The sequence below is a fragment of the Bacteroides sp. An269 genome, assembly GCF_002159755.1.
In the GTDB taxonomy this organism is placed as follows: Bacteria; Bacteroidota; Bacteroidia; order Bacteroidales; family Bacteroidaceae; genus Phocaeicola; species Phocaeicola intestinalis.
Map to the genome: position 1 here is coordinate 37,331 of NZ_NFJG01000006.1, position 14,880 is coordinate 52,210.

Genomic DNA, 14,880 nt, shown 5'->3' on the forward strand with positions numbered 1-14,880 from the left:
ACAAGGATTGTGTTGCTCGGAATTACTATTCTATAGGAAATAGCTATACGATTTTATTTAGCAAATTGAACAATCAGTCTTTCATTTGTTCACCATTCATTAAAATTACTACTAGCTTCAATAACATTTTCGATGGAATCGGGAAGCTGATAGAAAAAATCAAATCCGGTTACCTTCTCAACTTCATCTACAGAACAAGCATAATATTCCATTTTATGTCTTTGCGCTATATTTTGGTAGATGAATCCTATAGTCTTAATTTCTTTACTCGAATTGTTTGATATGGTCAATATGACCTTGAAGAATGCATCTGGAACGGCCACCTTATGTTCTCCTACAGTCTTATATATTTTTGTGTAAAAGATAGGGCCAGCCACAATATAGATCTTTCCGTACTTGATAGCCCATTCTCGGCATTGTTCCTCCAAATGTCTCCAATCATATTGATTCAAATTGCCATTCTGGGGACAGATGTTTGTCATTAGAAAGGCATCCTTTTGAGCTTTAAAAGACCATTTGTTATCTCCTGCTGGACAAATATGCCCACGTTGATAGCCACATACGCTCTCTTTAATATCATTGGGTATAGCTCTGGGTAAAGGCACATCTAAATCCTCAACAAAAGTGTGTCCTTTCCTTACATAATCGCCATCAGTATGCTCACTAGTCAACACCCAACCAACCCAATTTGGAGTTCGTGTTGTATTGTTGTATGAAGCAGTGTAGCTATAACGCTTCAATAACATGGAGGGTACATTTTTTGAAACGATTTTGGGAATCTCCAAACCTTCTGTTTCTGTAGACTTCACCGATACATTATCGTCCTTATGCAAAAGTCCGGAGCCAGTAATTCCCGTCCTTCCAAATGTTGCTATAACAATAACTGAGAGCAACAGTACTGATTTGAATTTATTGATTACCATAAGTGTTTTGTATATTCTAAAGTTATTTTTTTATTGTATTTGTACCATCTTTGAGACTTGACTTTTACGAACAAATGATAGATACATATAATAGAATATGTAAACAGTAAGGCCATAAAGATGATAGTCTTATTAATCTGTTTAGCAATTCTTTTTAAATAATTCAATACTGCTTTCATCAGAATAAGGAGTAAATAAAGGGTGCAACTGCTGAATCTGCAAAAACGACTAACAGAGATACTATGATTAACACAAAAACTAAAGGCACAAGCCACCATTTTCTTTCTTTAATGATGAACAATAATACTTCTTTTATGAATTTCATTTTGATATAATAAAGTCGTTGATAACTAAAATGTCTAATCCCGATGAGAAGAAAGTGCATATCGCATCATCTGGAGTGCACACAATTGGCTCTCCCATAACATTAAAGCTCGTATTCAGCAACACAGGAATTCCTGTAATTTGCTCGTACGCTATCAGCAAATTGTACAAGCGCTCATTTTCTCTTTTTGAGACAGTCTGAACTCGGGCTGAATTATCTACATGGGTAACTGCAGGTATCATCTTAGCATTTGCGTTAACCTGTGTAGTAAACATCATATATGGTGAGTTTGGGCAATTAAAGTATTCATGAACCTTTGTTTGTAGTACAACAGGAGCAAAAGGTCTAAACTCTTCTCTGAACTTGATTTTCGAGTTGACTATATCTTTCATGTGGGCATCGCGAGCATCAGCCAAGATACTGCGATTGCCTAAGGCCCTAGGCCCAAACTCCATTCGATTCTGAAACCAACCAACTATATTGCCCTCACTTATTTTAGTAGCTACATATTCGTAAAGATTGGCTCCACTTATGTAATTATAGTTATAACCTTTGAGCTGCAACATCCTCTCTATATACTCATCAGTATATGATGGTCCTAGATAAGGGGATACCGGTTCAATTGTGGTATGTTTGTATAGTAAACCATAAAAGGCTAAAGCTGCCCCAATTGCACAACCGTCATCTCCTGGAGCAAACGGAACATATACGTTTGAAAATAAGCCACTATTCCTAATTTTTCCCATGGCTGCACAATTTAATGCGCAGCCTCCAGAAAGGCAGAGATTTTCGCTATGAGTAATTTTTTTAGCATGCCTCGCCAATAACAGAAACAAATCTTCTGTTACTTTCTGAATAGCAGCTGCAAGATTCTTATGGCCTTGGGATATCGGCTCATTACCTTTCCTTGATTTCAGTCCAAACAACTTTTCCCAAAGGGGAATGTTAATCATTTCAAGTCCATACATAAACTTAAAGTATACCCGTTGGATGATAATGCTTCCATCGTTTTCAACATCAACGAGTTTTTGATAGATAATCTCAATGAAATCCCTTGTTTGCTCATCTTCAAGCCTTCCATAAGGAGCCAATCCCATTACCTTGTACTCGTCAGAATTAACCTTAAAACCAAGGAAATATGTAAATGCAGAATACAACAAGCCTATGGAATGAGGAAATTCCTGTTGTTTTAGACATGACAGACGGTTTCCTTCCGCCTTGAAGATTGAGGTTGTGGCTCTTTCACCAACGGCATCAACAACAAGAACAGCAGCATCAGAATACTGTGAAGTGTAATATGCCATAGCTGCATGAGAGTAATGATGAGACATAAAACGTATGTCCCAGTCACGATGACAGCCCCATAGACGGTTAAGTTCATTTTTTATTGTTGACAACATATTCAATCTTTCTTTGAGCCAAATGGGTATAGCTTTCGAGAATGCCTTAAAACCTTTGGGCGCATAATGGATATGAGAAGTCAAAATCCTTTCAAATTTCAGAAATGGTTTTTCGTAAAATACCACATGGTCTATTGCAAACCAATTGAAATTGGCTGCCTTTAGACAGTATTTAATAGATGCAGAAGGGAAGGACTTATCATGTTTCTTTCGGCTGAACCTTTCTTCGCATACGGCCGCTATCACTTTACCGTCTACTATTAGTGCTGCTGCTGAATCGTGATAATATGCAGAAATGCCCAATATAATCATATCAAAACTCAAAATAAAAAAAGTTGAAAGTATAACTGCCCGGACATAATATTAATGTCATGAGCATAATTGCCAGAAACGTTACTTCGCCATAGACATATCCCATAGAATCCCCCATGCTAAATATAAGTTTCTTTACCATTTTAGATTCTATACAACAAAGAAGGGCGATGGCAAATATCAGCCATACGAATAGGTTGGGCTCAAAGTATGTTATTCTTGAGAAACAAATACAATACTCCCGCAACTCTTCTACATTTCTCAAACGGAATAATTGCCAGAGTAGCATGACGATAAAAATCACCGTTAAGCCATATACTTTTCGTATCAATCGAAATTTGTCCAAAGAACCAATAAAAGTGCGCTCCATGCAAACTAATATTCCATGAGTCAATCCCCAAATGATAAACGGAAATGACAAACCATGCCATAAACCACTTATTGCAAAAGTGATGATGGTATTCAACCAAGTCCTCAGACGAGAAATTTTGTTGCCCCCAAACGGGATATAGATATAGTCCTTTAACCAAAGAGTCAATGTCATGTTCCAACGTTGCCAAAAATCCCTGAATGATAGGGCTCCGTACGGATTATTAAAATTGTACGGCAGACGGATACCTAAAATTTGCCCTAGTCCTACCGCAATCAATGAATACGCATAGAAATCAAAATAGAAGCGAATGCCCCATATTAAAGAGAGTAAAAGCAAATTAATGCCGACACCATTCACACTGACACCTAGGACTATGTCTGCTATGATAAATTTCAAAAAGGCGGCATATATGAGAATCTTTATTCCACTATACATTTGTGTGGCAGATATACGGTTCCAATTATTGACAGAAATGAAATTTTCAATTCTGACAATAGGCCCTGCAAGCATTTTTGGGAAAAAAAAGAGAAAGAGCCAAATGTCTATTACTGAATAACGAGTTTTTGTCTTTAATTGGTCGACAATAAATGAAATCCCACTAAATGCAAAGACGGAATAACCTATAATTGGAAGAATTGCAGAATTGGCCTTTACAAGTCCGAATCCAAGGATGAATAACATAACAGACATAAATGAAAAAGGTTTTCCATACCTTGTAGAAATGAGTCCATTGGCTATTGTTGCAAGTACTCCCAAAAGACAATACAAAACAATTCCCCATTGCGTGATATAGACATAACACGCAATGCTAATAAGAAAAAGTATGTATTTCTTTACGGTCATAAATCTACTTGTTTATAAAACACACCGTCGTTGAAGCCAAATCTGCCAGCAAACCACAAATCATTATCAGTGGGTCCGAATGCTGGATCCCATTCATCTCCTAATGTATTGGTCAATTGCTCGACCTTCCTACTCTTGAATGAAAAAGAGAACAAGTCCCAATTGCCATCCTTGTTCCCAGCAAACACAAGGTAAGTGCCTGATGGCGACAAGGTAATGTCCCAAATGTCGAATGGCATAGCCAGAATGGTGCTGGTGGTACTAGTCGATATGTCATATTGCCTGACTATAAAGTGCTTGTCTTTCTGAATGTACAGAATAGATTGGTCATCTAATGCGAAAATAGGCCTCCAACATTCCTGCTCTGAGTGAATCCGTTTTATGACTGCTCTTTTTCTTATATCGTACAGAACTATATTGGCTACATCTTGTTTGTTTTTATTCCAACTCGGAAACGCTAATAGATTACAATGATGGTTAAACGCCGGAATTGCGCCATAAGTGTTGTCTTGGTTTGCTTTAATAGAAGTACCAACTATTACGTCATATAATATAACATCGGTTTCACTACTTTCTTGACTACCTTCTGTATAGGCAAGATAACGTCTGTCCTTAGAATATACGGGATGAATGAGTTCTTCGTAGCTTTTTACGATGACACTTTTTTGTCCATCTTTTAATGATGCACTTGTAATCATGTATCCACCATCAGAATCCATACTTTGATAAAGTAAAATACTATCTCGTTGATACAAAGAAGGATATCGTTCATGATGATTAGATGTTCCCGTAATCTTTATATCAGAGTAAAAGCCCTGCAATTTTTCTTTCATAGCTTTGGCTATTAAATTATGACCACATACATTAAGATGCTCATCTTGATAGAAGAATGGGAAAGAAGAAGATTCCCTGAATACTTCCGTCAAATCAAGATAATCGAGATTTAAAGACTCAGCTGTTGATGCGAATAACTTATTAGGAGCATCCATATCAAGCTCCGATAATGAAATATTATACTTATGCATAACTTCCATCAAAAGTTTGGTGGAAACTTGCTCTTTAGAAGGAAGCAACAATAAGAACAGTTTGCCTCCATTCTTCTCAACCTCTATCTTCCATTGCTTTATACAAGTTTTAAAAGCTGTAATGTCAGCTTGCTTTGTCGGGGATACCTCTTTGTACAATATGTTGTAGTCGGTATTCTCTTGTCTGGATGGAAAGAACGGTTCTGTCCATCGGCCCAATGGTAACGAGTCGGTAGAAAACACATTATAAGCGAAATAACGGTACAAATCTGAATATGCTATGAGATAATCCTGATATGTACTTCTCCTTTCTTTGATATTGAAAAAGTCATTAAATACACCTATCTGCAGGAATACATATTTAGGCTTCAAAAGTTTCCCTTTGTCTTTAAAGTAATTCAGCTCATCATATAATCCAGCTCCACTGATTCCTGCATTTAAAATTACCTTATCTGGAAATTCTCTATACAATTGTGTGGAATATAAATCAGCATAATTCACCTGTGCACCTTGGGTAAAGGAATCACCTATAAACAACCAATCACAAGTCTTGATAGAATCGTATGGATTAGATAACTCATCAATCCGATACCCTTGGCAATTAGTTTTATAATTACTTACATACTCATTCGTTCGAAACATTTTGTCCAAAAAAGGTTTGTTGAAATAATAGTTATAATGCAAGTCATACAAATTGGGGGTGATTCTGTTATTGCAAAACTCTCTGAATAATAGTTCGGAATGCAAGCAGATGCTGAATATGGCACACAAATTAAAAGCCCACACGCGTAGTCGTAGGCTTTGGCATAATGACACGAAATAGGCGAAGGCCAAAGCAATGACAAACACAATACAGGTTATGCCAAGGCTTCTGGTCAGAAGAATTAGAAGTAGCGGATTCCAACAAATTACTGCTACCAACAAACTAATGATACATGTTCTCTTCATTCGCTAATTAAACTCACTCAATATTTTTACGTATTTTTTATCTATAATGACATATGCCAAACCTTTATCTTTTGCTGTTGATACCGCCTTTCGTATATCACTACTTATATTCGGGATGCTTGATAGTTTTTGAGCATCATCAAAAGAAATAGAAATCATTCCGTTTCCCATATCCGTATATGCAGCAGATTGAAATTTCGGATGTATCTCATTTGCTTGCTGTATGGCTAGGGCAACGTTCTGAGTAAAAGTTTGTTGACTGATACTGCAAAGTTCTATGGCATCGCCTCTGTTCTTAATTTCCAGGACGTTAGGGTATCTTAATATGTCGGAAATTACTTCCACGGTCTTACTTTTTGTTTTTGAGAATTTATCGCGATCAAACTCTACCCATAATAATGGATTTTGCTTATCTTTATCAAATAGAGACATTCGCAAGTATTGAATATTGGGTGAAGCACTATAGAGATAGCTAGCCAGATAATAAATAAGACTGATAGCACTATTGGTCTTATCAGTTATCATTTCCTTAACCAGCTTGTTCTTTATAGAGATTTTTCCCGAAGATAATATAGAGGCTTTAGACGTAGGAATAGTAATTCCATTTTCTATCAACACATCTACATTCAGCAAACAATTTTTCTTACTATATGTATATGATAAGGAGAGATTATAGGGTACCTGCATCTGTTGGCATATGGTATCTATCTCCTGTAACACAACAGACTCATTCCCTTCTATATACTCTTTTTTTCGGTCATACAAAGTCTTATACTCAGCAAAAAACTGCGCATTTGCCTTCTCTGCCTTAGCATCTTCTATCAACTCGAATAGGTTGTATGCTTCTTGCCATGCATTTTGTCGGATTTCAATCATAGAACTGAGATTGTTCTTTATGAACTTTCGTTCCTCAACATGATTAGACGTATTCGTTTTATCAAAATTGATGGATGCAACCTCGTTTCGCAAATCATTCTCAATGTCGTCCTTTGTCGGCTTTCGTAGGATAAAAGTTGAGCGTACGTATTTCTGCGGTGCCAAAGACATTAACTCTTGTTGATATTCTGACATAGCAGTTACAGTCTTCATGTTCCTATGGAGTGATGTATAAGCACGAGTCTCATTTTCAAATGCGTGAAGCATATCCATAGTCACTTTTTGATAGGCAGATTTATATTCAACCGTTCTCCTTGCAGCACCTTCCGTGATATTGTAATCCGTGTTGAGAATATAATCACCGAATGGAGTAAGTTCAACAGATCCCTTACCATTTTTAGGGTATAATACAGAAAAGTGTTGCTTACAGGGCTTGATTGTCTCAGGCAATGTCGCAATAATATGCAGTTCCTTTTTCATAATACTTTATTTTACAAATTAATACATGAAAGGAGATTCATCATGAACCAGCTATCAAAGCCTTGGAAGACCTGTCTTTGAGCTTTGGAACCATCCTGATGGATTTCAATACCATCTGAATACGGAGTCATTCCGGCGAGCTTCTTGTACGGAATCTTAACAGAGCGTGAACTCGCATGGAAACAAATATTTTTATTTGTAAGAATGAGCATTCCTACTCCCATATTTTCCATTGAAGAACGTTCTACGGGATGTCCTTTAGATCCCCCAGTACGATAGTAAACACCCTTCATGATACGAAATGACATACCACTATGCCTTCCAACCCATTCACGAGTTATCTTTTCCTGATACATTGTTACATTATCATATGTCCATATAACTTGTTCTCCTTGAGACAATATTATTGGCAGATTGCAATACCGTGCCGTTGGTATTATACCATTTTGTAATTGTCTCAAAATTTCAGATTGCTTAATCTTTTCAATGCTTGATCCTTGGTATCTTGTCGGAAGATTATTTGTTGGAAGATTCAAATAATTAGAGAAATCATCAAGCATTGCTTGTTCGTTATCACTAATCAATCCATCATTAAGGAATTTTGTTGCAGCTTTATCAAGGACAGCCAAACCCGCGTCTTCTTTCATTGAACTTGTGATAGGCAGCAATCCTGATATGATTTGTGTTCTCTTTGCGACTTTAGCCATTGGTTGTTTTTCCACAAAATAACTCATAAGCACACCTTGATAAAGACGTATTCCAAGTTTGTCAATATCGCCATCTTTATTTAATGTTGTTTGTGATATCCCGATATTATGTATAAACTCATCTATCTTTTGCAGATGAAACTTGGTAATAGGCAAGCGGATAGAATCTGTAAAGTGGCGGATTCCCTGACGACAACATTGGACAATATCTTCCTGATTTAGATAATTTTCAGTCCTAAGCTGATTTATCTTTAAGATCACATTTCCAATAATATCCGTACTACAAAAATATGAATGTATATAAGCAAGTAGTTCTGCAACCCCTTGCTTATGTTTCTCTTCACATTCTTTATGTGCATGAGAAAATAGACCTGCGCTTAAACCGCAATATTTACACTTACTCATATAAACATGTTAGAGGTTGAATGTTATTAAGCACTGAACTTGATGTGGTAAATAATCCACAGCAAGATTCTTTTATTGCACAGTCACTACATATTTCAGGATAGTAGTTCTTCCAATCAGAAATACTCTTCTTGGCAAACTTATGTAAATCTCTTGGCAACAGGCATAATGGAATATTATATATTGCCACTTCGTGGTGCCATGAATCCAGATAGTGTACAGCATCAGATAGCTGGTTGATGTAGTCTTTGGGTTCAATCCATATCTTATCACAATATTTGTCTACTAGCCCAGTCCTTTCCATTCCCATAAAGGCCGTCCATGCCACGAAAGACAAATTCTTGTGGATAAACTCTGCCAATGGAAAGAATCGTTTATAATTTAACTTATTCATGACAATGCGCAATTCTATACATCCTCCACACATGGCTATGTTATAGAGACCCGTCATAGTTTCATTGTATGCATTGCGGGCACCTGCTATAAAATCATGGTCTTTAACATAGTCGGAATGCAAAGGAATTCCGAGAAACAGTTTGTCTCCTCCTGCTCCTATTAAATCTCTAGTATATTGGATATCCTTGAAATTTCTACCGTTTGTAAGCAAGTGTATATCTGTATCTGGCAATTTAGTCCTGATTTGACGAATTAATTCCAATAACTTTTCCCCCAACAAAGTTGGTTCACCGCCTGTAATACCTATAACAGGAAGTTCATTAGGAGCAGACGTTATTCGTGCCAGGTTTTCGGCAAACAACAAGTTTATGTCATCAACATTTTTAGGAGGCTGACAACACATAATACAATGATTATTACATTGCTCTGTTACAAACAATGTATTGTCATTAGACTGTATGTCAAATTCTCTCTGCTTCATTGTAACCATGTTTTGAATATGGGCATCACTTCATCTTTTCTCTCAATTATCAGCGATATGAGATACTCTATGATTGCCTTATTCTTCTTGCATAATAACGATGTCGGACGATAACCATACTTATCATCTTGTGTTGTATGATTTCTAACCGGGTCTGCACCGCAATATGCTCTGACACCGCAGTCTGAGCAACCTGCAAGCAATTCGTTAGACCATACATTTGACCATTCACGTACCTTCTTGCTGTATATCAGATTCTCATACGATTCAGTTACGGGACCTATTCTAAATGAGAAGTCACCTTGTTCTGCAAGCATTCTTGATTCGTCAGATGCATATAGATAACCGTCATAATTGTAAACTAGTACAGAATTCACAATACCTGCAGGTGACTGTAGATCAACAAATCCAGTACACCATGGTGTAAGCATTTTACGCAAGATAATAGCTGCAAACTCTTCAATCAAGAGAGTTCCCTGTTTATTAATAAAGAGTATATGTTCAAATGCTTGCTTGTAAAAAGCGATGAAACGTGCGGTGTATGTGTCCCAATTCGAGTTTTCGCTTGCAAGCCCATATGGATTAAGTGCTCTTAAGAAAATGCTACTAAAACTCAAGTTGACATATTCGTCTACTATATCTTCAGGATAATCCAATGCCAACTCTGAGGTAGTCATAAGAGCAGCTACCTGAGCATGTCCCAATACGGATCTTGCTTTGTCTATGCCTTTGACTACTCTTTCGTAGCTATCCGCTTTACCTCTATTTTTATTATGCAACCATGATGGCCCATCTAAAGACGTTGATATCAATACATTATAGGACTTGCATATATTAAGCACCTCGTCGGTAAGATTTATACTATTAGTGCATAATACGTATCTCATATTCCTATGTTCCGTCTTATTCTTTTCTTCAGCCAATTCAATACCATAACGCAGCAACCTGGGCTCAAGAGACGGTTCGCCACCTTGGAATTCCATTGTAAGCCAATTTGAAGGAGACTTGAACATTAAATCAACAGAATGCTCCATTGTTTCAAATGTCATGGATTTGTGATGACAGCATTCATCTTGACTGGAAGCCTGACAATAGATGCAGTTTTGATTGCAACGAAGAGTTAGCACGAAAATGTGCAATGAGGTACCATCGTCCATAAACCTTTTCTTCTCAACTAATCGCTCTGCATATATGTCTATAAGTGCAGGTATAGTATTTTCTGTTAAAAAGAAATTGGCAACCAATGACTTATATAACTCACTCTTTGTATCTATAGAATGAGTCACCATAGCATTAACGGTACCTTTTGGTACCGCCATCATATCACCAAGTTCATTTACCAGAACTTCTTTGGATGATATTCTGCTGAAAGTAAAAGGTAGTAACTTATAATTCATCGTTATTCTCATCAATATCTCCAAACGCCTTGATATACAAGATCGTTCTTATATCATGTGTCTCATTCTCAATGATTTGTCTCAGCTTGTAATCATTAAGAACTTCCATTATATGTTTCCGTATATCTGAAGCAACATTTTCGGCATGAAGCGGAGTGATGTGAAGCGTCTCAAAAGCTCCCTCCAGCGTCCTTCTGATTACATAATGGTTCGCCAGATTATAAACAGCCTTTGAGATGCATTCATCTGAATAAATGCGTCTATCTACTATTATTTCCATTTTATCACCTTGCTTTTGCTTTCAACTTGTTTATTGTTGTCTCATCAACTAGCCCATCGGGAGTTAACCCATTGTAGGCTTGAAACAGCTTAACTGCCGTTTCAATATCTTCGGTAAATATGGCTTTATTCCCAATATATTTTAATTTTGAAGGGTCTGGTGGAAAACCAGCACTGCGCAATAGAGCAATTAACTCATTGACATCATTGCCAGACAAGTCTATACTACTGTTATATTGTATGTTTCTAATCCCTAAGACTAATGTAGACTTACTAGCGTCCCAACTTTCCAATTCGCTGGCCAAAGAAGCTGTCATTACTCCATCCTGTGCTTTACCTGCATCTTTTTGAAATCTTTTTACAGCAGAAACCACAGCACTATTGTATATAGGATAACCATTTTGCATCGTAATCCATGAACTATTTAGGTAGTTTTTCGATACAAGCAATGCCGTCAGTTTAGACACATCATTCCCATATAAACCTGATTTGAGAGTCCTATCACCCAAGTTGTACGTTTTGTACGTTTTGGGAGCAGGCCTTGGGGCGGAGTATGTAGTACTTGAACTATGTGACGAATGACTACTATGTCTAGAATTGCCACCACTGCCGTAGCTGGAATAATGTGAGGCATGGGAATAATGCCCACCACCTCCTCCGCCTCCAGATCTATGAGACATATGCGAACGATGCCCAGCAATCATCTTCGTATCTCCATTTTTCTTGATTTGTAGGACATTCCTAATAATCTTGTTTTTTAAAGCGCCTACAGCATCTTGCTTATCTTTATCACTTAGTCCTTCTAATAAAGGTTCTGATGAACAATCGGATGCTTGTGCATTCGTATTATATAGAGACGCAATGGCACCTAATAAGATGTTACGAATTATATTCTTAGTTTTACTTTTCATTTCTCTTTATTTTTGATGAAATTCAACCAATAATCATTGGGATTAATCTTTAATAATTCATTAAGTACATCACGTCCTTTCGCATCCAATTTACCATTGTTGTTAGAAATGTTGCCAATGATATTATTAAGGCCATTTTCAACAGCCTTTGATAATTCAGTTTTTGCCTTATTGTATTTATCCAAATTTTGTGGATTTTCCGACACGATTTCTTGAGATAGTGAATTCAACAGATCGTTGGACTCTGCTAATTTTCCATTTGATGTAAGACTTAAACTTTTTTTGACTGCATTATCTATGCTTGAGTCTATGTATTTACCCGCAATATTCTTATAATGTGATGTTCTAAAAGAGGCGTTATAATTTAATCTCGCAGAACTGAATACTTGCAAGGCTTTCGCATAATCGCCCTCCGAAACCAATTGTTCACCATCAGCAATCGATTGTTCAAACCGATCTATATCATTGGATGATGACATATAACTAATGATTGCGTTTCCAGAACCGAATATTATAATAATTGGAAGAATAATTTTAAGAAAAATTTGTCGCGCAATATTTCCAGTGTTAACTTTATATTTAGACAGATGTTTTGCCTTCTCATTCTCACACCAGTTGTTATAGGATTTCCCCATATTATAATATATGAGCTTTATATCCTCCTCTATGGCATTCAACTTCTGCTCTCCGTCTCGATTATAATATCCAGATTTCTTGATGAAAAAATTATGTGGAATTACAAGTAAAATCTTTAAGGATTGGATGTATTCATCCTTTTTAGGATTCAAACTCTTTACTAAAGCATCCGTTTTTTCCCGTTTGAAGCTCTCAAGTTTCTCTTTACGTTTTTGTTCACACCACTTGAATTCATTGAAAGCATTTGTTTCTTGCAATATCGCTACAATCTTTGCTTCAATGGCATATAATTGATTTAATGCCTTTGTGGAATAATAACCTGGGGCATCCCTTAATATGTTATTAGGAAGTGTAGGTAATCTGTCCAGCATGTCAATATACTGTTTTTTCAATGCTGACAGCTGTGATGAAAGATTATTTAATACATCACTCGGACCGCTTGAATATGGATCAAAACCTTTTGAAAAGGGTTCGTTGATTATTGTTATACCACCAATTGCAAACAAAATACAGTCAAGAGAATAACTAATCAAATCCTCTTTAAATCTCGTTTCTGTTGCAATCTTTTTTATCAGACTGAACTCTTCGTTAAGAGCTTTCTGAGGATTGGTCTTATATGCGGAATAAAAATCCTGCCCATAACCTGCTTTTAAAACTTCCTTGAAAACAGTTTTCATAGCTGGGTAGTCTTGATACCCATTGAGGTCAGCCAATAAATTAGCCAACCTCACTTCAGTTACAACAGATTCACCAAATTGTGTAACCAACTGCTTTATTGCTTCATGTAGTTTCATTTTTCGCTTTTCCCATTAGACGTTTCCGTATTCTTATCATCTTCTGCAGGGCAGCAATTGGCTGACGTTTTCTCCATCGAGTAGTCCGCAGCTGTTTCATCTAACGATATTGGATCCACTTCTTCTGTTAGAGTAGAGTTGTCTGGTACGTTATGCGTTTCCAAATTTTCTGGCGACTGCATTTCCCCAAAACCGATTTCATCAGTATAATGTCTGAAACTATCGCCCACCAGTTCTTCTGAAAATTTATTCCATTTATTAGCCAAAGTCTTTTTTAAGTCAAAAGCTTTCGTCAAATCCTTTTGGGCATATTGATAGTTAATCATCGATTTCTGATTTCTCAAATCGCTATTAACCAGACACTTAATTTCTTCTTTCAGTTTCAATATACGATTATTGACATCAAAGAGGGATTGCTCAACATTATGACGTTGCCAGCTTATAAGATATTTTATCTTATAAGCTAACGCACCATCATCGTAGATACAGGAAAGAGACATATCATCCTTACTGCCGATTTTACTCAATTGAGGCAAAGTGTCCTTAATGTTAGCCAAAGCATTATCATGCCCTTCTTTATTAATAAGTTTCAGAACTTGGATATAAAAATTGACCATGTTCTTAGTCTCACCAAAAGAGTCGTCAATACCGTCAGACCCCAAGAATACAGCTAAAGGAAATGTACCATCACCACAGTAGCAATAACGAAACTCATCAATGGCAGATGAATCACATAGCGAAGTCGTCTTATTCAGAAAACACTTCTCATCCCAAGGAATAGGTTCATGCCAAGATCCATCCTCATTGAATGCGATACATTTTCCATCGCCAATATGAAATGCAAACCAGAATTGTTCTGTATAGACAAAACACATAAGGGTGCATCCATAAGTTTTTTCGACTCCAACTCCTTTTATAAAATCTTCTTTGAATTTTGATTCGATGCTGGATTCTTCTTCGATGGTTAATGGAGTCTCAAGAGCATGGCGAACGATTTTCTCTCTCCATTTAAATATTATGGAAGAAAATAATTGGCGAAGAGCCTTATCCGTAGTTGTGTCTTTGGATAAAATATTTGATTGGGCTTCAGAAGATACTGATTTCTTTTGTGTAAAAGATTTTCCAACAAAAATGCCCTTATCTATCTCTGACACAAACTCGTCAACACATTCTTTTGTGGCATCTACTGCAAATTTAGCCCCAACATCACTTCTAAAATAGCGCGCACCTCCGTGTCCATCACATACTATTGCAATGGACATAGTTGTATCAGTTGCGCTATAAGATGCGTCTTGACACACTTTATTTGTTGCGATATGGCTCTCGCCTTGGCATGAGTGATGCAAATCTTTCATTGTCTTATGTTGAA

Annotated in this window: 13 protein-coding genes; all 13 read right to left on the minus strand. The window is 36.7% G+C overall.

The features are described 5' to 3' along the window. Nucleotides 1-89 precede the first annotated feature (89 nt). Nucleotides 90-923, minus strand: a complete 834-nt coding sequence (locus tag B5F71_RS02755; RefSeq protein ID WP_087207538.1) for a DNA/RNA non-specific endonuclease — start codon at nucleotides 921-923, stop codon at nucleotides 90-92. A gap of 178 nt (nucleotides 924-1,101) precedes the next feature. Beyond that, nucleotides 1,102-1,308, minus strand: coding sequence for a DUF5989 family protein (locus B5F71_RS20930; RefSeq protein ID WP_343285787.1), 207 nt, complete (start codon nucleotides 1,306-1,308; stop codon nucleotides 1,102-1,104). Next, nucleotides 1,245-2,972 (minus strand): carbamoyltransferase, encoded by a 1,728-nt coding sequence (locus tag B5F71_RS02765; RefSeq protein ID WP_241148538.1) that lies wholly within the window; start codon nucleotides 2,970-2,972, stop codon nucleotides 1,245-1,247. The genes B5F71_RS20930 and B5F71_RS02765 overlap by 64 nt, the downstream gene beginning before the upstream one ends. Continuing rightward, nucleotides 2,962-4,176: an MBOAT family O-acyltransferase gene (locus B5F71_RS02770; protein ID WP_087207544.1), complete on the minus strand. Its 1,215-nt coding sequence runs from the start codon at nucleotides 4,174-4,176 to the stop codon at nucleotides 2,962-2,964. Before B5F71_RS02770 ends, B5F71_RS02765 begins: the two co-directional genes overlap by 11 nt. Next, complete coding sequence (locus B5F71_RS02775; RefSeq protein WP_241148539.1) at nucleotides 4,173-5,843, minus strand: GDSL-type esterase/lipase family protein; 1,671 nt, start codon at nucleotides 5,841-5,843, stop codon at nucleotides 4,173-4,175. The genes B5F71_RS02770 and B5F71_RS02775 overlap by 4 nt, the downstream gene beginning before the upstream one ends. A 309-nt stretch (nucleotides 5,844-6,152) precedes the next feature. Beyond that, complete coding sequence (locus B5F71_RS02780) at nucleotides 6,153-7,505, minus strand: hypothetical protein (protein ID WP_087207547.1); 1,353 nt, start codon at nucleotides 7,503-7,505, stop codon at nucleotides 6,153-6,155. Between the two features lie 11 nt (nucleotides 7,506-7,516). Further along, nucleotides 7,517-8,617, minus strand: a complete 1,101-nt coding sequence (locus tag B5F71_RS02785; protein ID WP_087207549.1) for a hypothetical protein — start codon at nucleotides 8,615-8,617, stop codon at nucleotides 7,517-7,519. Next, nucleotides 8,610-9,494 carry a His-Xaa-Ser system radical SAM maturase HxsC gene (gene hxsC, locus B5F71_RS02790; protein ID WP_087207551.1) on the minus strand — a complete coding sequence of 295 codons (885 nt, stop codon included), beginning with the start codon at nucleotides 9,492-9,494 and terminating at the stop codon, nucleotides 8,610-8,612. The genes B5F71_RS02785 and hxsC overlap by 8 nt, the downstream gene beginning before the upstream one ends. After that, on the minus strand, nucleotides 9,491-10,891 hold the full coding sequence (gene hxsB, locus B5F71_RS02795) for a His-Xaa-Ser system radical SAM maturase HxsB (RefSeq protein WP_087207552.1): 1,401 nt from the start codon (nucleotides 10,889-10,891) through the stop codon (nucleotides 9,491-9,493). Before hxsB ends, hxsC begins: the two co-directional genes overlap by 4 nt. Then, nucleotides 10,881-11,171 carry a His-Xaa-Ser system protein HxsD gene (gene hxsD, locus B5F71_RS02800; protein WP_087207554.1) on the minus strand — a complete coding sequence of 97 codons (291 nt, stop codon included), beginning with the start codon at nucleotides 11,169-11,171 and terminating at the stop codon, nucleotides 10,881-10,883. The genes hxsB and hxsD overlap by 11 nt, the downstream gene beginning before the upstream one ends. A gap of 4 nt (nucleotides 11,172-11,175) precedes the next feature. Next, nucleotides 11,176-12,081 carry a peptidoglycan-binding protein gene (locus tag B5F71_RS02805; protein WP_087207555.1) on the minus strand — a complete coding sequence of 302 codons (906 nt, stop codon included), beginning with the start codon at nucleotides 12,079-12,081 and terminating at the stop codon, nucleotides 11,176-11,178. After that, entirely contained in the window at nucleotides 12,078-13,511 is a 1,434-nt protein-coding gene (locus B5F71_RS02810; RefSeq protein WP_087207557.1) for a hypothetical protein, read from the minus strand. Before B5F71_RS02810 ends, B5F71_RS02805 begins: the two co-directional genes overlap by 4 nt. Further along, entirely contained in the window at nucleotides 13,508-14,866 is a 1,359-nt protein-coding gene (locus B5F71_RS02815) for a PP2C family serine/threonine-protein phosphatase (protein WP_087207558.1), read from the minus strand. The genes B5F71_RS02810 and B5F71_RS02815 overlap by 4 nt, the downstream gene beginning before the upstream one ends. Between the last annotated feature and the right edge of the window lie 14 nt (nucleotides 14,867-14,880).

Excerpts from the sequence above, each read along its gene's own strand:
- B5F71_RS02755 (WP_087207538.1), bottom strand. The coding sequence starts at position 923 with ATGGTAATCAATAAATTCAAATCAGTACTGTTGCTCTCAGTTATTGTT.
- B5F71_RS20930 (WP_343285787.1), bottom strand. The coding sequence starts at position 1,308 with ATGCACTTTCTTCTCATCGGGATTAGACATTTTAGTTATCAACGACTT.
- B5F71_RS02770 (WP_087207544.1), bottom strand. The coding sequence starts at position 4,176 with ATGACCGTAAAGAAATACATACTTTTTCTTATTAGCATTGCGTGTTAT.
- B5F71_RS02775 (WP_241148539.1), bottom strand. The coding sequence starts at position 5,843 with ATGTTTCGAACGAATGAGTATGTAAGTAATTATAAAACTAATTGCCAA.
- B5F71_RS02780 (WP_087207547.1), bottom strand. The coding sequence starts at position 7,505 with ATGAAAAAGGAACTGCATATTATTGCGACATTGCCTGAGACAATCAAG.
- B5F71_RS02785 (WP_087207549.1), bottom strand. The coding sequence starts at position 8,617 with ATGAGTAAGTGTAAATATTGCGGTTTAAGCGCAGGTCTATTTTCTCAT.
- hxsC (WP_087207551.1), bottom strand. The coding sequence starts at position 9,494 with ATGAAGCAGAGAGAATTTGACATACAGTCTAATGACAATACATTGTTT.
- hxsB (WP_087207552.1), bottom strand. The coding sequence starts at position 10,891 with ATGAATTATAAGTTACTACCTTTTACTTTCAGCAGAATATCATCCAAA.
- hxsD (WP_087207554.1), bottom strand. The coding sequence starts at position 11,171 with ATGGAAATAATAGTAGATAGACGCATTTATTCAGATGAATGCATCTCA.
- B5F71_RS02805 (WP_087207555.1), bottom strand. The coding sequence starts at position 12,081 with ATGAAAAGTAAAACTAAGAATATAATTCGTAACATCTTATTAGGTGCC.
- B5F71_RS02810 (WP_087207557.1), bottom strand. The coding sequence starts at position 13,511 with ATGAAACTACATGAAGCAATAAAGCAGTTGGTTACACAATTTGGTGAA.
- B5F71_RS02815 (WP_087207558.1), bottom strand. The coding sequence starts at position 14,866 with ATGAAAGATTTGCATCACTCATGCCAAGGCGAGAGCCATATCGCAACA.